The organism is Photorhabdus laumondii subsp. laumondii, assembly GCF_003343245.1.
In the GTDB taxonomy this organism is placed as follows: Bacteria; Pseudomonadota; Gammaproteobacteria; order Enterobacterales; family Enterobacteriaceae; genus Photorhabdus; species Photorhabdus laumondii.
Genome location: NZ_CP024901.1, coordinates 4362754 through 4381905 on the forward strand (window position 1 = coordinate 4362754; position 19152 = coordinate 4381905).

12 protein-coding genes are annotated in these 19152 nt (G+C 55.5%); 6 read left to right on the forward strand and 6 right to left on the reverse strand.

The annotated features are described in order from the left end of the window. Nucleotides 1–53: 53 nt before the first annotated feature. Together PluTT01m_RS19050 and PluTT01m_RS19055 are read left to right on the forward strand one after the other, a co-directional pair. The gene (locus PluTT01m_RS19050) at nt 54–416 is read left to right on the forward strand and encodes a helix-turn-helix domain-containing protein (RefSeq protein ID WP_011147857.1); all 363 of its coding nucleotides are present in this window, start codon (nt 54–56) and stop codon (nt 414–416) included. 72 nt (nt 417–488) lie between these two features. Then, the gene (locus PluTT01m_RS19055; protein WP_011147858.1) at nt 489–716 is read left to right on the forward strand and encodes a SymE family type I addiction module toxin; all 228 of its coding nucleotides are present in this window, start codon (nt 489–491) and stop codon (nt 714–716) included. A 52-nt stretch (nt 717–768) separates the two neighbouring features. On the opposite strand, the gene PluTT01m_RS19060 is transcribed toward PluTT01m_RS19055, so the two are convergent. Beyond that, nucleotides 769–1116, reverse strand: coding sequence for an immunity 8 family protein (locus PluTT01m_RS19060; RefSeq protein WP_011147859.1), 348 nt, complete (start codon nt 1114–1116; stop codon nt 769–771). A gap of 14 nt (nt 1117–1130) precedes the next feature. Continuing rightward, a complete protein-coding gene (locus tag PluTT01m_RS27710) occupies nt 1131–2018 on the reverse strand; it encodes a hypothetical protein (protein ID WP_011147860.1) in 888 nt (295 codons plus the stop codon). 444 nt (nt 2019–2462) lie between these two features. Here PluTT01m_RS27710 and PluTT01m_RS19080 point away from each other — a divergent pair, with 444 nt between their 5' ends. Both PluTT01m_RS19080 and PluTT01m_RS27005 read left to right on the forward strand, forming a co-directional pair. Then, a complete protein-coding gene (locus PluTT01m_RS19080) occupies nt 2463–3845 on the forward strand; it encodes an IS4-like element ISPlu9 family transposase (RefSeq protein ID WP_011144727.1) in 1383 nt (460 codons plus the stop codon). 44 nt (nt 3846–3889) lie between these two features. Further along, on the forward strand, nt 3890–4147 hold the full coding sequence (locus PluTT01m_RS27005; RefSeq protein WP_157866891.1) for a hypothetical protein: 258 nt from the start codon (nt 3890–3892) through the stop codon (nt 4145–4147). Between the two features lie 229 nt (nt 4148–4376). Here PluTT01m_RS27005 and xerC read toward each other — a convergent pair whose 3' ends face one another. Beyond that, nucleotides 4377–5507 (reverse strand): site-specific tyrosine recombinase XerC, encoded by a 1131-nt coding sequence (gene xerC, locus PluTT01m_RS19090; protein ID WP_011145673.1) that lies wholly within the window; start codon nt 5505–5507, stop codon nt 4377–4379. After that, complete coding sequence (locus PluTT01m_RS19095; RefSeq protein ID WP_011147861.1) at nt 5494–8811, reverse strand: CHC2 zinc finger domain-containing protein; 3318 nt, start codon at nt 8809–8811, stop codon at nt 5494–5496. The genes xerC and PluTT01m_RS19095 overlap by 14 nt, the downstream gene beginning before the upstream one ends. Nucleotides 8812–8943: 132 nt before the next feature. Here PluTT01m_RS19095 and PluTT01m_RS19100 point away from each other — a divergent pair, with 132 nt between their 5' ends. Both PluTT01m_RS19100 and PluTT01m_RS19105 read left to right on the forward strand, forming a co-directional pair. Then, nucleotides 8944–9306 carry a helix-turn-helix domain-containing protein gene (locus PluTT01m_RS19100; protein ID WP_011147857.1) on the forward strand — a complete coding sequence of 121 codons (363 nt, stop codon included), beginning with the start codon at nt 8944–8946 and terminating at the stop codon, nt 9304–9306. 72 nt (nt 9307–9378) lie between these two features. Then, the gene (locus PluTT01m_RS19105) at nt 9379–9606 is read left to right on the forward strand and encodes a SymE family type I addiction module toxin (RefSeq protein WP_011147858.1); all 228 of its coding nucleotides are present in this window, start codon (nt 9379–9381) and stop codon (nt 9604–9606) included. A 52-nt stretch (nt 9607–9658) separates the two neighbouring features. Here the strand turns inward: PluTT01m_RS19105 and PluTT01m_RS19110 are convergent, their stop codons facing one another. Together PluTT01m_RS19110 and PluTT01m_RS19115 are read right to left on the reverse strand one after the other, a co-directional pair. After that, complete coding sequence (locus PluTT01m_RS19110) at nt 9659–10006, reverse strand: immunity 8 family protein (RefSeq protein ID WP_011147859.1); 348 nt, start codon at nt 10004–10006, stop codon at nt 9659–9661. 14 nt (nt 10007–10020) lie between these two features. Further along, nucleotides 10021–19104, reverse strand: a complete 9084-nt coding sequence (locus tag PluTT01m_RS19115; RefSeq protein ID WP_011147862.1) for a hemagglutinin repeat-containing protein — start codon at nt 19102–19104, stop codon at nt 10021–10023. Nucleotides 19105–19152 lie beyond the last annotated feature (48 nt).

A 19152-nucleotide genomic window follows, 5' to 3' on the forward strand; every position in this document is an offset into this window, starting at 1 on the left:
TTTTAAAAGGGGGATATATAGTGATATCAAGTTCAACAACCTGGTTTCTCGATATGCAGTTCCCTGAACGGCTTACCACATTACGCAAGGAACGCGGGCTCACTCAGCAGGCGCTGGCTGATATGGCTGGTGTGGCAGTTTTACAGATCCGGCGTTATGAGGGAGGCTCAGCACAACCTACCTTAGAGGTAATACGTCGCTTGGCTATTTCGCTCGGTGTCAGTGCGGATATGCTGGTTTTTGATGAACAGGAGCGCGGTCCTAGTGAGCGGCTGCGCTATCAATTTGAGGCAATTTCTCGTATGCCGCAGTATGAGCAGGAGGTTATTAAGGAGTTGCTGGATGCAATGATCATCAAAACTCAGATTGCCGGCACAATGGCCTGTATTTCAACAACAGCGAAGGAAGAGAGTTAACACAGCACGGCGCTGAAGTGCGGGAACACTCCAGCGCCGCTAACCATCACCAACTATCAGAGGTAGTTCATCATGGCTAAATGCGATTCTAAAGCAAAAACCATTACAACTAAAGTGCAGGCTGTAAAGCCACGGCATTACACCGTGGGCTACCGGCCTAACCGGGGCAAGCCCAATCCGTACCCGCAGCTCACCATTAAGGGGCGCTGGTTGGCTGCGTTGGGCTTTACCACAGGGAAGCCGATCACTATTACCAGCGAAGCCGGGCAGTTAATCATTCAACTGGCTGAGAATGACTGACGGCTAAAGGAAGAGTCCAGTTTTTTAGCTGGACCCTTTGGATAACAACAGGTTAAGGTTGATAATCCTCATATTCCCAGGCAAAGACACGAGATAGCTTTTGCGCTATCTCCATCCAATCTTGCCCCTCGCACTGATCGATATAGTTTGTAATGGTCTTTTTAATTTCATCCAAATTATACTCACGTACCAGAAGCGTATGACGTATCAATTCCGGCTGCCAATGATGATTACACAGCCATTCAGGTGTACAGATAAAAAGATCAAAATATTCACTCCCACTTTCCAACTCTGGCCCGATTAATAGGGATAAGGTTATATTAATAGTTCCGTCATCTTCACCGGAGTACATAACTGGATCTTTATGCATACAATCTATGCCTTTTAGTACTGCTTTCACTAATGCATCCTCTTTTAATCCAGAATATTTAAATGACCGTTTCCAGTCTTATTTATTTTTCCTTTAGAATCAATGGAATAAGTTTCAAAGTTGGCTTGCACACCAGTAGTGGCATGGGCACTATTAGGTTTCTCTGATGGCGGCCTATAACCTCTCGTACCATCCGCACTAACCCAGCCATTTCCGGTAGTCTTCTTGGCTCCATCTCCTACCCAGATTTTGCCTAATCTATCCGCTTCTGTTCGAGTTCCAGTGCCAATGCCATAATTGAGCTTACCATTATCACCTTTAACTACAGCCGCCAACCTTGGATCTTGCGAAGCAATATGACTGAGGTTTCGTTGCACCAAGTCTTCTTTTAACTTCGGATAAGTTGCCGCATTTTCCGCACCACTTGTGTTTTTCCCTGCTAACTCAGGCTGAGCATCTTTGCCGGCATTATTTTGCGATGATTTTGGTGACGACTTCGGCCCTTTGGCTCCCTCCATCACAATAGGCAGCGTCATCGCCATTGCAGCGGCAGTCTCCTGACTCATGCCCATCGCCTCAAAGCGTTTTGTCCAGCCGAGTTCGCCTACCTTGCCTGTGGCCGCCTGACCTAACGTATTCACCGCCGACAGGTAATTTCTGAACTCAACCGGCAATGTGCCATCCCGGTCCATATTTTTGAGGGTACGTTCAAACACCGGCCACTGATCAACCAGATAACCATACTTCTGTGCACACTGGGTCGGGTTGCTGTTGCAGAAATCCATCATTTCCTGCTGATTGCGGATATTAGTGTCTACCATATCCTTGATCACTTGTTTGCAGCTTTCGCCTTCACAGGTGCGGGCTTGATGCGCAAAACTGTCCAGCTCATTCACGCTCAGATAGTTATTCTCAACAACAACCCATTCCATTGCGACGTTGACCGCCAAACACCGATTTTCCCAATGCCCTCAGCCAGTTACCACCCGTTTTTTCCAATGGGCGTTCACCGCCGGCCCCAAAACCCCCTGACGCGCTTTTCGCCCCCGAAGGCCGGTTTTTCCCGCCGCGCTCTGGTCAGTGTAGCGCCTTTTTCGGCAACGGGCGAACGTCGCCCAACTCGCTTGGGCGGCGGGTGCCCGTTCTGCGGGCGCGGGCGGCACAGAGCCCGCAAGCGGCGCCCCTGCGACGCTCTGAGGCACTGTGGCTTCGGTTTGCGTATGACCTTGCATGACCACGCGGTTTTGTTTTGTTCAGGGAAGCCCCCGGGGGCTGCACCTGTCTTTCCTACACAAATATTTTAACCCGCCCCCGCGTTATTGAACTTTTCCCTCATAGATTGATCTCAATAAAAAACACGACTTGAGGTAATCTTTATGTTTTCAACCAGCGCCGAACAATGGGCAAATGACACGTTTCAACATGCGGAATTAGGTGATAAACGCCGTACCAACCGCCTGGTGAAAGTGGCCTGTTCGTTGGCTAACCATATAGGACAATCGCTCGTGCAATCTCTTGACTCTCCTGCCGATGTTGAAGCGGCCTACCGACTGACCCGAAATTCCGCCATTGCGCCTCAGGCCATCGCCGAAGCCGGATTTACCGCCACCGTCGCTCACGCTCAACGTTATCATTGCCTGTTAGCGCTGGAAGACACGACAACCCTGTCATTTTCCCATGCGTCGGTCGCCGATGAACTCGGCTATACCACCTCAAAGGAAAAATCCCGGGGCATGCAGGCACACTCGGTGTTGTTATTTGCGCCTGAAGAACAACAGGTCGTGGGGTTGATAGAGCAACAGCGCTGGTGTCGAGATGTCAGTGATTATGGCAAAAGCCGACAACGCGATACACGCCCTTATGAAGGGAAAGAGAGTTATAAGTGGGAACGGGCCTCACAAGCCGTCGACAGCCGGTTAGGGGAGCAGATGGCCAACGTGATTTCTGTCTGTGACCGTGAAGCCGATATCATCGAATATCTGCGTTATAAAACGAGCCAAAAACAACGTTTCGTCATCCGTTCGATGCAAAACCGGCGTATAGAGGAAAGTCAGGATAAACTTTATGACTTTATTAGCCGGTTACAGAGTGCTGGAGAACGATTAGTTCAGGTCAGACAGAAAGGCGGGCGTCAGGCGCGTGTCGCGCATTGTGATATCAGTTATGCCGAAGTGACGTTGAAAATCCCCGAAGGAAAAAGCGGTGAGGCGGTGCGGATATTTTATGTCGGTTGCTACGAAAAAGGTCCGGAGGATGGGCTTTGCTGGCATCTTCTGACCTCCGAACCCGTCAACAGTCAGGAAGACGCCCATAAAATATTCAGTTATTACGAGCGCCGCTGGCTGATAGAAGAATTTCACAAAGCGTGGAAAACGGGCGGCACGCAGGTAGAAGCGCTGCGTATGCAAAGCAAAGATAATCTGGAGCGCATGATAGTGCTGCTGGCCTTTATTGCGGTACGAATACACCAGCTGCGTTTTATGGGTCTGAACAAAGAAGAGGCAGAGAAAGAGAGCTGTGAGACAGTATTAAGCCCCCTGGCGTGGAAATTACTGTGGTCAAAACAAGAAAAACGCCGTGTGCCGAAAAAAGCCCCGAGTTTGCATTGGGCCTTCATCAATCTGGGAAAACTGGCCGGCTGGTACGATTCCAAACGCACGGGTCGAGTCGGATGGGAACGACTTTGGGAAGGCTGGTTTCGGCTGCAAACCCTGATAGACGGCTATTTGCTGGCTAAATCAGTTGATTTGGAGATCTGATCAAGAGACAGGGGCTGCACGGGGCGGCGATGGCGAGCACGGGAATGAGCAAGGAGCCTGCGACTGCGAACCGGGCGCAGCCAGTGCAGCGGGGTTGGGGCGGGGGGAAGTCAATGAGCGGAGGCCGCAGGCCGATCTGCCTTCAGGGTTGTTGGCCGGACGTTGGCACGGCAGCTAAAGAAGAACTCAGAGTTGCCGATGTCCGGCTCAGTCGGTTAGAGCATAAGGCGCAGCCTTGTGCGCCACACCCGCCAATGCTGACCCGCGGGGGCGCAAGACATAATGCCAATTATACGCATTAAGCCGCTCATCAATGCTCAGGCGGTTGCCCGGGCTCACCGGCGCAGTGCGTATAATTCCCCCGCATTATGTTCAATAGGCGTTGGGCGGCCTGGACCGGCTTAACGGGGACGCTCGTGGTTGAGCCGCCTGACGACTATTTACCCCCGCGTGCGCCGATGCCGACGGGCAGTCCGGCCACGGTCTGCCCCCACACCGAACCCGCCCAACTCAACGGGGGCGTGCGGACGCTCAGCGGCTATCGGCGGTTGAGGTCGGCTCTGAACTGTCCGGCGGCGTGTCCGTGTCGGCGTTATCGTCGGCGTACAGGTCGGCCAGTAAACCCACCTCATCGGCGTCGCGGACTTTTTCGTCGGCCATTTGCTCCGCCGGATGGGTGCTGGCGTGCACCGCCTGCAAGGCCCGGATAGAGACCTGCGTATACACCTGGGTTGACTCCACGCTGGCATGGCCTAACATGGCCTGTATCCAGCGCAGGTCCGCGCCGTTCTCCAGCATCTGCGTTGCCATCGCATGCCGGAACAGGTGGCAGGCACCTTTTTTCTCAATGCCGGCGGCCCGGATATAACCGCTTACGGCATTCGTGATACCGTTCGGCTGCAACCCGTCGAGACCGTCCATTGCCACGAACAGCGACTGGATGTCCGGGGTGACCAGCAGTTGCGGGCGAACCTGTTGCTGATAGAACTGGAGCCAGTTTAAGGCCCGTTCGCCGAGGGGCAATACCCGGTCTTTATTCCCCTTGCCCTGCCGGATGGTCACCGTTTTGCGTGACCCGTCAATGCTGTAGATATCGAGCCGGGCCGCTTCACTGCGTCGTATCCCCGTTGACCAGAGCAGCTCCATCAGGGCCCGGTCGCGCGCGCCCTGCAACGTATTCGGGTCAGGCAGCGACAGGATATGCTCGATTTCATCAATGCTCAGGATATACCGCGGCAGGCGTTTTTCTTCCCGCGGCAACTCAATGTCCGCTGCCGGGTTCGCCAGTATCAGGTTCTGTTTCGTCAGCCATTTGAACCACACCTGTAACGGCTGCAACTGCGTGCGCTGGGTGCGGATGCTCAGCGGCTCTCCGTTGGTCTTTCGGTACTGGTACAGGTAGCGCTGGTAACGCTCCAGTATCGGCCGCGTGATGTCCGCGGCATAGTACAGGCCCCGGTCCGTGGCCCACAGGATAAAGTGATAGGTGTGATGGGTCTGCACTTTCAGCGTGGTTTCCGACCAGTTCCGTTCCTGCCGCCAGGCCACGAAGCGCAGCAGCAGTGCATACAGGCTTTTCGGGTCATGCGCCGGCCCCACAGGCTGACGGTAGACGTCATTAACGGTCAGAAGACTCCCCTTGCGGGGTTTACGGTTTGCCATGATTAACCTCCGTTTCGGATTGGGGATGGGCGGCTGAGGCAGCGGGCGGTGGGGCCTTTTGCGTTTTATGTCTGTTAACCGTTTTCTTTCCGGCCCCGCCCGGTTCTGTTGTTAAACCTTGTGCTGTCTGTGCTGAGGCCGGATTTTGTCTGTCCGGCTGTGTACCGACCTGGGGCCGACCTGTACCCGACTGAACACCCTCTGACCCCGACCGGAACGCCTTGCCCGCAACAGCGTCATTCGTCATTTCTGTTTCTTCGGGCAGGGGGATTGAAGCCGGTTTTTTTTCTGTCTTAATAACTGCTTTTTGCTTTACCCCGGCCACTTCCGCCGACAGGTCTGATGTTGCCTGCCTTGAGGCCGGATTCTGATTTACCGACTGACTGCCGACCCTGCCCCGACCCGTGCCCGACTGAACATCCTCTGACCCCGACTGAAACACATTGCCTGCCGTTTCTGACCGGGATTCAGTCATCTCCAGTAACCCGCACAGATGCGGTTGCCCGGTATCTTCACCATCCCACAACAGCGTATATTCATAGGTCAGCCCGCGGCGATGCAGCAACAGGTATTCCATTTCCAGCAACCGCGCCAGATGTACTTTCAGTTGCGTATCACCCCAGTGCAAAGCGGTCCGAATATCCCGCCGGGTAAAATGCAGTTCATCGACCCTGACCGCCTGTTGTCCGGCGGTTTCCCGTACCCAGTCCTGTATCAGCAGCAACAGCTTGCGCGTCTGCGGCGGCATTTCATCCAGCGTGCGCCCCAGCACCTCATGCGCCAGCCGGTTGGCGAGGGCAATGTCGTCCTGGGTGACTTCGATATATTCGATGACCTGCCCGCGGTGGGTCGTTTTCTTCACTTCACGTTGATACTGGTGCAGCAGGGCAATGGCCTGTATCAGCGTCAGGTATTTCATGTGGTCGCGCCGCATCCGGGTTTTGTCTGACAGGAACGTCAGTTGATGGGCGTAAGGATTGACCACTTTCAGCGGCCTTAACAGGCTCTGGGCGTTCTGGTGTAACTGCGTCAGATAGCCTTTTTCCGAGTCAGCCAGCAACCCGGCCAGCGTCTGGCGGTGCCGCTGCATGGCGTGGATGGCCTGCGTCTGCTCGCGCGATTCGTTGACCGTCAGCACCAGACAGCGGTTCAGCAGCTCTTCATCCACATCAATGGCGGTGGTGGTCAGCATCAGCATCACCGGGCCCTGTACCTTGTATTCCCGCGTCACCAGTTCGCCGCTCTGTTCGTTCTTGCCGGTGCTGGCGATTTTCAGCTCGCCGTCGGACTGCAACAGTTTCAGGGCATAAGCCGCCTGCCGCACGCCTTCTTCTTCGGCTATCGCCAGTATCTTGTGTTGCAGGCTGGTTTCCCCCAGATAGTAGAGGCTCTGCCCGGTCATTGCCGAGTACTGGATACGCTCCTCTTCCGGCATCAGGTTCAGCACCGCCTCCATCAATGACGATTTCCCGGCAGCGGAACTGCTTTGTATCAGCACGGCCAGCGGTTTATCGAGTTTGCGCGAGACTGCCGCCAGATACCCGGTCAGCAGATTGGTGGATTCGCCGACCACGCCACAGGCGGCCATGTCGTTGATAATCTGTTCTGTCAGGTTCGGCGATGTCAGCAACGCCAGCGCGGCGGCTTCGTCTTCCGCGCTGACCGTGACCGCCGTTGTCCCTGAGGCTTCGGCGTCGGCTTGCTGTTGCGCGTCCTGTTGCTGCTCCAGCATCAGCAAGACCCGCCCGGCTTCGCGTTTGATGACCGACAGCTCGCATTCCAGCTCTTGCGCCGCCGTGCTGATGTAGTTCTGACGATGCCGCGCGTGATACATGTCCAGCGTATCCACATGGAACAGGCCGGACGTTTCATCCCGCACCTGCACATTGACTTTCATCACGTCCGGTACCGGGGATTTTTTCATCCCCCGTATCCGCCAGACCCGGGGGCCGCTTTTCATCAACAACTCACCGGACGCCGTGCGCTCACAGGGCACGGGGGCAACGGTCAGCGCCGGCGGGGCGGCTAAAGAAGAAGATTTAGCCACCCCGGCACTTTGGGGCTTTTCCGTCACACTCGGCGAGACGGGCCGCTCATGGCTGAACACCGCGCCCGGCGCTGTTCCCTGTCCCAGCCAGACCGCCTGTTGCAAGGCCAGCCCCAGCGCATGTTCGGCATTGCCGCTTTTCAGCGCATAGTCATTGGCATCCATACCTGGCGGGAACTGCACCCGCCACGCCTCGATACCGGCTTCCAGTAAATCAGCGGCTACATTAGCCGCGCCACGGTCTCCGGCCTCGTCCCGGTCAAAGGCAATCAGCACCCGCTTCACGCCGTGATACTGCAAGGCTTCGAGATGCTCACGGTTAAACCCGTTCACCCCGAACGCGGCGATCACGTTGCGGAACCCGGCACACCAGAAGGTCATAGCATCGATCAGCGCTTCGCACAGGATAATTTCCGCAGCGGCTTTCATCGCTGCCTCATTCCAGACCCCGGCTAGCGGTGAGGACAGGTACAGATGCTTCGGGCTGTCTTTCAGGACTTTGTAATCCGGCTGGGTTCGGCGACCATACAGTTGCAGCACCCGCCCGCGGCTGGCCACACTGGTCGATTCGGCCCAGCCGATTATCGGCACCACGACGCAGCCCCGGAAGTGGTCCTGCCGGGTGGTGGTACGCAACACGCCCAGCCCCGACAGCTTGCCGCGCAACTGCTGACCTTCCTGACTGTCTTTGGACGGCAACAATCCCGCGGAACCGCTGATACCGTGATGACCCGCATAACCGAGCCGGAAGTGGCTGACCAGTTCAGGATGATTCAGCCCGCGTCGTGCCAGCCAGGCTTTGGCTTCCGGTGATGCCAGTAAGTGCTGATGATAAAAATCAATCACCTGATGCAACAGCGCCTGCCCGTCATCGTCCAGGTCGGCCAGTTTCGGGCGCGGCAGGGGGGCCGCCTGTGACTCCGGCGGGGCGGCTAAAGAAGAAGCGGCCACAACTGCATTGTCCATGTCCGGCAACCCGGCCAGCTCCCGCAGCCGGCGGATAGCGATTTTCAGCGTCACCCCTTCCGTTTGTATCACCCAGTCCAGCACCGACCCCGCTGCGCCACAGCCAAAGCAGTGATACAGGTTCTTAGCCGGCGATATCACCATTGAGGGCGTTTTCTCGTTATGGAACGGACAGCGCAGCACATAATCCTCACCGCGTTTTTTCATCGGACGGCCTTGCTTACGCGCCAGCCCCAGTAACGAGACGGTTTGCTTTAAGTGGACTAAATCGGTGTCGGGAACGCGGGTCATCAATGACCTCCTGTAAAAACCTGTCAAGATGCTATATTGATATTTAAAACATATCTGATAAGATATCTAAAAACAAGCTTTTTAAAAGGGGGATATATAGTGATATCAAGTTCAACAACCTGGTTTCTCGATATGCAGTTCCCTGAACGGCTTACCACATTACGCAAGGAACGCGGGCTCACTCAGCAGGCGCTGGCTGATATGGCTGGTGTGGCAGTTTTACAGATCCGGCGTTATGAGGGAGGCTCAGCACAACCTACCTTAGAGGTAATACGTCGCTTGGCTATTTCGCTCGGTGTCAGTGCGGATATGCTGGTTTTTGATGAACAGGAGCGCGGTCCTAGTGAGCGGCTGCGCTATCAATTTGAGGCAATTTCTCGTATGCCGCAGTATGAGCAGGAGGTTATTAAGGAGTTGCTGGATGCAATGATCATCAAAACTCAGATTGCCGGCACAATGGCCTGTATTTCAACAACAGCGAAGGAAGAGAGTTAACACAGCACGGCGCTGAAGTGCGGGAACACTCCAGCGCCGCTAACCATCACCAACTATCAGAGGTAGTTCATCATGGCTAAATGCGATTCTAAAGCAAAAACCATTACAACTAAAGTGCAGGCTGTAAAGCCACGGCATTACACCGTGGGCTACCGGCCTAACCGGGGCAAGCCCAATCCGTACCCGCAGCTCACCATTAAGGGGCGCTGGTTGGCTGCGTTGGGCTTTACCACAGGGAAGCCGATCACTATTACCAGCGAAGCCGGGCAGTTAATCATTCAACTGGCTGAGAATGACTGACGGCTAAAGGAAGAGTCCAGTTTTTTAGCTGGACCCTTTGGATAACAACAGGTTAAGGTTGATAATCCTCATATTCCCAGGCAAAGACACGAGATAGCTTTTGCGCTATCTCCATCCAATCTTGCCCCTCGCACTGATCGATATAGTTTGTAATGGTCTTTTTAATTTCATCCAAATTATACTCACGTACCAGAAGCGTATGACGTATCAATTCCGGCTGCCAATGATGATTACACAGCCATTCAGGTGTACAGATAAAAAGATCAAAATATTCACTCCCACTTTCCAACTCTGGCCCGATTAATAGGGATAAGGTTATATTAATAGTTCCGTCATCTTCACCGGAGTACATAACTGGATCTTTATGCATACAATCTATGCCTTTTAGTACTGCTTTCACTAATGCATCCTCTTTTAATCCAGAATATTTAAATGACCGTTTCCAGTCTTATTTATTTTTCCTTTAGAATCAATGGAATAAGTTTCAAAGTTGGCTTGCACACCAGTAGTGGCATGGGCACTATTAGGTTTCTCTGATGGCGGCCTATAACCTCTCGTACCATCCGCACTAACCCAGCCATTTCCGGTAGTCTTCTTGGCTCCATCTCCTACCCAGATTTTGCCTAATCTATCCGCTTCTGTTCGAGTTCCAGTGCCAATGCCATAATTGAGCTTACCATTATCACCTTTAACTACAGCCGCCAACCTTGGATCTTGCGAAGCAATATGACTGAGGTTTCGTTGCACCAAGTCTTCTTTTAACTTCGGATAAGTTGCCGCATTTTCCGCACCACTTGTGTTTTTCCCTGCTAACTCAGGCTGAGCATCTTTGCCGGCATTATTTTGCGATGATTTTGGTGACGACTTCGGCCCTTTGGCTCCCTCCATCACAATAGGCAGCGTCATCGCCATTGCAGCGGCAGTCTCCTGACTCATGCCCATCGCCTCAAAGCGTTTTGTCCAGCCGAGTTCGCCTACCTTGCCTGTGGCCGCCTGACCTAACGTATTCACCGCCGACAGGTAATTTCTGAACTCAACCGGCAATGTGCCATCCCGGTCCATATTTTTGAGGGTACGTTCAAACACCGGCCACTGATCAACCAGATAACCATACTTCTGTGCACACTGGGTCGGGTTGCTGTTGCAGAAATCCATCATTTCCTGCTGATTGCGGATATTAGTGTCTACCATATCCTTGATCACTTGTTTGCAGCTTTCGCCTTCACAGGTGCGGGCTTGATGCGCAAAACTGTCCAGCTCATTCACGCTCAGATAGTTATTCTCAACCGCATTCTTCCCTGCCTGTGCCCCGGTGATGGCGCTCCCGGTGGAGTCACCGGCAATACCGCCGGCCAGCCCTGCCGCCAGGGTGGAAAGGGTGCTGATAGTTTGCTTCTGCTCCTCCGTTAACTCACTGACGTTGGCCCCGTCACCATAAAGTTGCTTCATCAGTACCTGAGCGGCCAGTTCACCGGAAGCCGCACCGGCTGCGCCTGACAAGGCATTATTGCCGCTGACCTCTGCCGCTACCGCGCCTAAAATCGCATGGGCCAGCGTATTGGTGGCGGTATCCACCTGATGGGTTTGTGGGTCCGTCGTCAGCTCTTTTATCACGCCCGCCAGATACGGTGAAGCGCCCCCGGCCAGCGCCTGACCGAGATTGTTCCCAGCCAAGCCCTGAATCGCTGCCGTAGCAGCCTGTAAGGCTTTCTGATAGGTTCCGCCGGTCCCCAAGCCCGAGTCATTCAGTGCCTGCGTGTAAGCGGTGTCATAAACTTGCTTATTGATATCCGCTGGAGAGGGGTCTTTATTACCTGCGTTGATCAATTTTTCTCTGGCCGCGGCTTTGTCCGGTTCACTGATATGATTCAGTTTCGCTTTCGCCGCTTTGGTGGCGATAATTTTCCCTTCCGTACGGGCTATCTCGGTCATCTGGGCGCTGAGTTCGCCAATCAGTTGCGCTTGTTTCAGCCGTTGCTGTGCTTTTTCCTTATCAAATATCGGACTCAGAACATTGGCGGCATTATCGGTATCGCGACTTAAGTTCGCGACATCCTGCGTCTGGTGCGCTTTGTCCCGGATAATCAGATTGCCGTCACTGACCGCGGCGTGCGTGGTGCTGCTGTCATGGCCTGAGTTATGAGTCCCCGTCAGCCCATTGACCGCCAGATTATTCAGGACCTGACCGGCGGTCGGTTGACCAAGGCTGACGCCCGCACTCTGCTGTTCGACAGTAAAGTCCGCTTGATTCTGAATGTCCTTGAAGCCCAGCGTCCCGGTGTTCAGGGTGTTTTTGGTTTTGTCGGCTTGACTCGCTATCACCGCCCCGTCCAGTTGGGTGTGGTCACCGACGTTAACCTGATAGCCGCCTTTGCCAGCAAACAGCCCGGTCTGCTCCTGCACGCTGTCATAGTTGCTGTGCAGTTTATTGCGGCTGGCATTGAGGCTCGCGGTACCATTGGTGAGGGGACCCACGGTGGCACTGACGCCCGCACTGGCATTCTGTTGTTTGCTGTCATAGCGCTGGCTGTCCTGCTCGCTGCTGAGGGTCAGATGACGTTTCACCTCGGCGGTAATCTGTTCGCCGCTGACCTGAGCGCCTTTTAGCGTCGTGTCCCGGCCACTGTTCAGCCCGACGGTCTGTCCCGCCTGTAACGTGGTGTTAGTATGACTGACGCCGTTGCCGTTTTCGTGACCGTTGCCCCGACTGACATTGGCCGAGACGTTCAGACCGGTGCCCCCCGGCCCTGCGGTCAGGCCCACGCCCAGCGCGCTGCCGTGACTGCTGTTCTTGCCGGTCGTCTGTTCGGTGTTCTGGCTGGAGGAGAGCTGAATATCCCGGTGAGCATTCAGTTGCAGGTCTTTGCCCGCCTGTAACTGACTGCCCTGAATACGGATATCGCCATTCTGGCCTGATGCGCCTTTGCCATCCCCTTTGGCGGTTATGGTGAGGTTATCCCCGGCGGTGAGGTGGCTGCCCTGTTGGGTGGTCTGACGGTGCTGCTGTTCTGAACGGGAGGATTGCCGACCGTAAGACAGGCTCACCCCGGCCAGATTGTTATTGCCTTTGTCGTCACTGCCCTGAGCTTCCGCCAGTCGGCCAGCCTGCACGGCCTGTACCCCGCTCAGCGCGGCTTTAGTATTTTGCAGCGCTTTCACTCGCGGGTCACTTTCATTGTGGGCGGCTCTGGCTGTTTGCACCGCGCTGTTGACGGCCCCGCCTGCTGTGCCACTCAGCGCCACAGTTAAGCCGCTCTGTTTTTGCTCGGTTTTTGTCGTGGTGTGATGGCGGTTTTCCGCGCTGGTGATATCGACCTGTTGACCGGCGAGCGTCAGGTCTTTACCGGCAATCACCTCGCTGCCGTGAACCCGGAGCTGTTCACCTGCGTTAAGGGTGACATTGCCCTGGCTGCTGCCGACCGTGCTGCCTTTGCTCAGCTGGCTGTCACTGTCGGTGGTGACTTTCTGGCTGGCTTTACCTAAGGTGAAGCCAATCCCCCCAGTCCCCATCAGGCCCGATTTTTTCTCCTGCCGCAAATGGGTTTCATCGTGAGATTCCGCGGCGGTGGTGACGGTGAGCTGATGACCGGCGTTCAGGCTGACATCCTGCGTGCCCGCCACATTGCTGCCGCGGATATTGAGGTCTTTACCGGCCTGTAAAGTCACTTTATCGCCACTGAATGTGGTGCTGAGCGCCTGCCGGTCGTGCACTTCATCGTGGGTTTCCACTGACGATTTCGACAGCCAGCCTTTGCTGGTTTGTTTACTGTGCTCCACTAAATCGGATGAGGCCGTCCCGGTGGTCAGCGTCAGGTTATTTCCGGCCTGCGCCGTCAGGTGTTGACCGGCGTTGACGTGGGCAGCGGTGGCGTTCAAATCCTGCCCGGCTTGCAGGGTCACCTCACCGGCACCGGTTATCTGGCTACCGATATCTTGTTGTTGGGTCAGATGGCGAGTGTTATCTTTCCCCCAGTTGCCCTGCTCTGTGCGACGCGTGCTTAAGGTGTCCAGCGTCAGGTTATGGCCTGCCGTTATCTCGGTGTGGCCGTCTTTACCGGCGTTTTTGACGTCACTGGCGGTTAATTGCACATTGTTGATGGCGTTCAGCGATAAGGTGCCGTTATCGTTCTGCACATAGATGCCTGCCGGACGATCTAACCAACGATTAGCCTCATCCCCGCGCACCGTTGATGCACTGGTGATATCCCGGCCTTTCAGGGTCACCCGGTCATCCCCCTGAATCCGGCCGCCCCGGTTGGTGAGCGTCTGTTGGGCCGTTAAATCTACTTTGCCGCCGCGAATAAAGCCGCTGTTGGTGAGGTTGTTGGCCGTCAGTTGAGTCACATCCCGCCCGCTAATTGTGCCGCTGTTGGTGATATCGCCCTGACTGTTGAGCGCCACGGTATTCCCGGCCAGCAAAGCGCCATCACTGCGCAGGTCGCCCTGACGGACGCGCGCATAAACCTGCGGCACGGTGACCACCTCGGTAGTGCCATCCGGCAAAGTGACGGTTTGGTTAGTCAGCCAGATAATGTCTGAGGTCAGCAGCGCCATCTGTGCCGGGCTTAAGGCGACGCCCGGCGTTAATTGTTGCTGTTTTCCAAAAGCGACACCGGCATCCATCAGCGCTTTAAACTGCGCTTCGTCGTTATTGTAGCCCGGCAGATAGCGCCGGCCGGTCAGTTGGGTGATTTGGTCCCGCACCAGCCGCTGTTCGTAGAACCCATCGCCCAGACGTTTGTGGACCAGCGCCGGGTCATGCGTTAACTGTTGCCGCATATAGTCCGAGCCCAGCCACGGTTTGTACTGGGTAAATTTCGGGTCGGTTTCGACCAGATAGTGACTGTCACTGCCCGGTTGCACGGTATACAGGCTGTTATTCGGCAAGCGGGTATCGGGCGTCACCACGCGTATCACCGGATCGACTGTTTGCCCTTTGACGGTCTCCGGGGGCAAACTCAGCTCAAACGGCTGACCGGGAGGCAAGACCAGTGGCTGATTTTTGATACCGCTCACCGGTGTGACTGTCGTGGGGGCCGCGTGTATCTGACCGGTTTGTCGGTCTGTAATCGTGATATCGGTACCCTGCGGACGGGTATGCTCCTGCCAGGCCAGCGTTTTCAGGTCGATGGTTTCTATCACTGGGGCGGGGGCATAATTGCTGCGGCTTTTTCCCTGCGAGGTTTTGGTACCACGGAATCGGGGCTTCAGTCGTTTCTTTTTCGCATACCAGTGGGTCTGGCGACCTTTATCGGTAGTGATGCGTTCCCCCTGAGTGGCAATATTATGCAGTTCGCCTATCACCCCGTCCAGCGCCCCACCGGCGATAATTTGGCTGTCATGATTGGTGACCTGCGCACTGTTGAGCGTCATATTGCCGCCGGCCAGAATTTTACCGGGGTCACTCTGTTTAACCTGAGTTTCCCTGACGGTGCGGGTGTACTGATATTCGTAAAAGTCATTACTGCCGCTGCCGTCCGGCATGATGGCATCGTGCACTTTGTATTTATTGCGGTGGGAGGTGTCCACCTGTGACCAGTCATAGCGAGTGGTCTGGCCGCTCAGTACTGCATCGTGATGCTGAGACTTTTCTGTTTCGACGACCTGAGTCACCAACCCGGCGTTGGTGTTGTTAATCCGGTCGGCATTAATCTTCAAATGGCGCCCGGCTTCAATCGTCGCCGCGTGGTTATTGAGCACACCAGCTTGGCCGGTAGCTTTCAGGGCGTTATCCAACTGACCGCCGATGTGCATGTCGCCCACACTGTAAATCTGCGCATGATGCTGGTTGTTGAGTGTTCCGGTGCCGATATCCAGTTGGTCCCGCGCCGCAATCACCGCGGCTTTGCCGTCCTGTGCGGAGTTATTCAGTGTGCCTGTCTGGAGGGCAATTTGGTCACCGTAAATGCGCCCGGTGCCGGTATTGTTCAGAGTGTTGGCCGTGAGATGGGTTAAGCCGCCGTCAATCAGTCCGGTGTTGTTCAGCGTATCGTGAACCTGGATTTGCGTTTGTTTGGCGCTGATTTCACCGGAGGCGCTGTTGATGAGATTCTGTGCGCCCAGATACAGCGCCCGACCGGCTTTTATCTGGCGGTTGTTGGTGATATTGCCGGTCGTTTTCAGCGTCAGATTGCCATTGGCCGCCGTGTTGCCGGTATGGTGAAAATCCTCGGTTAAAGTGACCGCCATATCGCCCTGCGATAACAGTTGGCCGTCCCCGCTCAAGGCGTGTGCGGTGATAGCTGCGTGTTCCCCGGCAATTAGCGTGCCTTGCCGGTTGTTAATCGCCAGCGAGGCAGGCCCGCTCTTGTCGCCCACCGTCAGTTGTTTACCTGCGGAGACCAGTCCCTGGGTATTATTCAACGTCTGGCGGATGTTCGCTTGCAGGTGGTTGGCCGCCCGTAAAGCGCCCTGAGTATTGTCCACCTGTTGCGCGTTTACCGTCAGGTTTTGCGCTTCCAGCCCGTTATCCGTGTGCGCCGTCTCGCGGTTAATCAGGCGAGCGGTGTTCAGGGTCAATTGCTGACCGCCACGGATAAGGCCGCCGGTGTTATCGGTTTGAGTGTCAACATCAAGCTGAGTGTCGCCCACCGCCTGCACCTGCCCGTGACGATTATCGAGTTGGTGAGTGTTCAGAGTTAAGGTGTCCGTGGATAACAGTTTGCCATCCCGATTATCCAGCGCGGCGTGTCGGGTATCGATAGCCAACTGTCCGCCTTGAAGATGACCGTGGCGATTGTCCAGCGGGCCACTGGTGATAGTGGTTTTGCCCTCACCGATAATCTGGCCCTGCTGGTTATCCAGTAACTGCCCGTCGGTATCCAGAGTCAGGGCGTCGGCGGATTGTAAAGTGCCCTCGCGGTTGGTGAGTTGTCGGCTGTGAATGTTCAGCCCGCTATTTCCGGCTATCTGGCCCTGAGTATTATTGAGCGCGGTGCTGGTCAGCACGGTTTTGCCGTCCGCTGCGATCATCCCTCCGGTGTTGTCGATGTCGCCGGTGCGCAAAGTTAACTGCCCGCCACTCAATAACCGGCCCGCTTTTTGGTCGGCATGGTGGGTATTGGTGAGCCCATGCCCGTGGGTATCAACGGCCATCTCGCGACCGGCCTGTAACAGCCCCGCCGTATTATCCAGTTGACCACTGTTGACCGTCAGGGTGTCTTCGGCTATCACCTGTCCGGCGGTATTGGTGAAGGGATGGCCTGTGGTCTGGCTGTCAATGTTTTGTGCCAGCAACACCCCCTGGGTGTTATCCAACGTCTGGCTAGTCGTAGTCAGTCGGGTTTTGGCTTCAAGATGGCCGTGAGCGTTTTGAATAGTTTTGCCAACGGTGAGGGTGGCGCTGTCCCCGGCGGCAACAATGCTCCTCCGGCGATTATCCAGTTGAGTGGCGCTAAGTTGGAGCGCGTGGCCCGCTTCCAGTTTGCCCGACTGATTATCCAGCGTGTCTTTGACGGTCAGTTTCAGCGAACCTTGGTCGGCGGCCACGATATTGCCGTGACGATTATCGACGGTCGTTGCCTTAAGGTTCAGGTTGCCATTGCCCGCAATAGTGCCGCTGTGGTTATCCAGTATCCGGGTAGTGAGGGACAAGTCATCCTTACCCCATTGTTGCATCACGCCGCCTTGATGGCTCAGGGTGTCGGCGTTGATGGTTATCTGCCCGGCCTGAGTTTCGGCGTGGTTGAGTTGCAGTTCACCGGCCTGTATCGTCAGGGTGCCATTGGTCAGCAGTTTGCCCTTATCACCCAGCCACCGTTGCGTGTTGAGCGACAGTTTCCCGTTGCCTGCCAGTTGCACCGTTCCCTGGTTGTTATCGGCCTGATGCGCGGTGAGATGCAGGTCCTCGCCCTGACTGGCAATAGTGCCCTGATGGTTGTCGAGCCGGTCAGTGGTGAGGGTCAATTTCCCCTGATTGAACACGGTCCCCTCACGGTTATTCAGGGTGCGGGTATGGAGCGTCAGTTCACCAGTACCGGTCTGATTAATTTTTCCCTTCAAGTTAGAGATATCAGGCGTCGTGAGGTGGATTGCTCGCGCCACTAACTGGCCGCCGTCGTTGTTAAACTGGCCCGGGGTTTTCGCGGTCAAACGGTCGGCGTTGACGGTAGCGCGAGCGGTACTGATGCCCAATTGACTGGCGGTGAGTTGAATCTGGCTGGCTGCGGTCTGGCTGTCGCTCAGGTCAATCCGCTGACTGTGGATAGCCAGCGTATCGGCGGCCAGATTTTTGCCCTTAGCCTGAACGTGCTGCGCGGTCAGAGTCAATGAGCCGGGTCGGGTAGTGTTGCCGTTATCATCCAGCCCCGCAGCCCATACGCTGTCATGGCTGCTGTGTATCGTGCCCGCAGTAACGGTGGTATCGCCGCGGGCTTCCACCCGGCCCTGATTATTGAGCGCACCTTTAGCCTGTAAATTCACCGCCGATTGTGACAGCAATTTGCCGGTGTTAGTGACATCGGCAGACGAGGTTAATTGCAACGTATCCCGACTACTGAGGGTGCCGCGGTTCTCTATCCGGCCCTCGGCGGTGATATGGACCTCGCCGGCAGACGCGCCGATATTACCGGCATTATGCACGCCCACCCCCGCTTCGGTGCCTATCAGCCTGATTTTATGGGCATACATGCCGCCCAGCGCCGCCACATCCAACGCAAACGCCGGGTGCTTTTCATCGTCAATCGATTTTTTCTTCATCTGCTGATGCGTCGCATCGACAATATTGCGCCCGGTGGTCACTTTCAGGTCTTGCGCGTGTAATTTGGCGTTAATCGCCACGGAGCGGGCGATAATATCGGTGTAACTTTGCTGTGTGCTGTCCATACCGTGTCCGTCAATCCGCACTTCCCCCTGATTGACATCAAACCCTTTCAGCCGGCCTCGCTCCATCAGCGCTTGTCCGGTAGTGAGCGTGGTGCGATGTGAGTTAATGAACCCGCAACCGTTACAGGTGATGCCCGCCGGATTGGCAATAATCACCTCGGCTTTATGCCCGGCCACTTCAATCCAGCCGTTGAGGTGACTGCGGTTATGGTTGTTGACTTCATTGAGGATAACGCGGGCATCCCCTTTAGCTAACCACGGATTGCCCGCCACCATGCCGCCGAGTTGCGTCTGCGTAGCCTGATGGCTGTTATTGAGGATAACTCCCTGTTTATCCACGTCAAACTGACGGTAGGTATTGTGGGAAACGCCATCGGCGCCCGGCGTCTGAATATTGACCTGCGGCGTGCCGTTGGCGCTGCGAATAATAGTCGGCTGCTGACGCCCCGGTGCCTGTCCGTCGGCCACAATCGCCGCCTGTGCCGTAAGCGAAATTCCGCCAAGGGCGAATAACACCCCAAACCGTAGCGCAGTCAGCCGGCAACAACGCTGCGGTGAAGCGGAGCGATGAGCGCGGCGTCCGGTTCTTCCCCGTCCGGCCCGCGCTATCTCGGCCACCACCATCCACATCTGGCGGGCCTGATTAAAGATAATACGATATAACTGCTTGTTCATGATTTTTACTCCACACAACACTACCCACTGGCAGTTTTGCTATTTGAA

Excerpts from the sequence above, each read along its gene's own strand:
- PluTT01m_RS19050 (WP_011147857.1), top strand. The coding sequence starts at position 54 with ATGCAGTTCCCTGAACGGCTTACCACATTACGCAAGGAACGCGGGCTC.
- PluTT01m_RS19055 (WP_011147858.1), top strand. The coding sequence starts at position 489 with ATGGCTAAATGCGATTCTAAAGCAAAAACCATTACAACTAAAGTGCAG.
- PluTT01m_RS27710 (WP_011147860.1), bottom strand. The coding sequence starts at position 2,018 with ATGGAATGGGTTGTTGTTGAGAATAACTATCTGAGCGTGAATGAGCTG.
- PluTT01m_RS19080 (WP_011144727.1), top strand. The coding sequence starts at position 2,463 with ATGTTTTCAACCAGCGCCGAACAATGGGCAAATGACACGTTTCAACAT.
- PluTT01m_RS27005 (WP_157866891.1), top strand. The coding sequence starts at position 3,890 with ATGAGCAAGGAGCCTGCGACTGCGAACCGGGCGCAGCCAGTGCAGCGG.
- xerC (WP_011145673.1), bottom strand. The coding sequence starts at position 5,507 with ATGGCAAACCGTAAACCCCGCAAGGGGAGTCTTCTGACCGTTAATGAC.
- PluTT01m_RS19095 (WP_011147861.1), bottom strand. The coding sequence starts at position 8,811 with ATGACCCGCGTTCCCGACACCGATTTAGTCCACTTAAAGCAAACCGTC.
- PluTT01m_RS19100 (WP_011147857.1), top strand. The coding sequence starts at position 8,944 with ATGCAGTTCCCTGAACGGCTTACCACATTACGCAAGGAACGCGGGCTC.
- PluTT01m_RS19105 (WP_011147858.1), top strand. The coding sequence starts at position 9,379 with ATGGCTAAATGCGATTCTAAAGCAAAAACCATTACAACTAAAGTGCAG.
- PluTT01m_RS19115 (WP_011147862.1), bottom strand. The coding sequence starts at position 19,104 with ATGAACAAGCAGTTATATCGTATTATCTTTAATCAGGCCCGCCAGATG.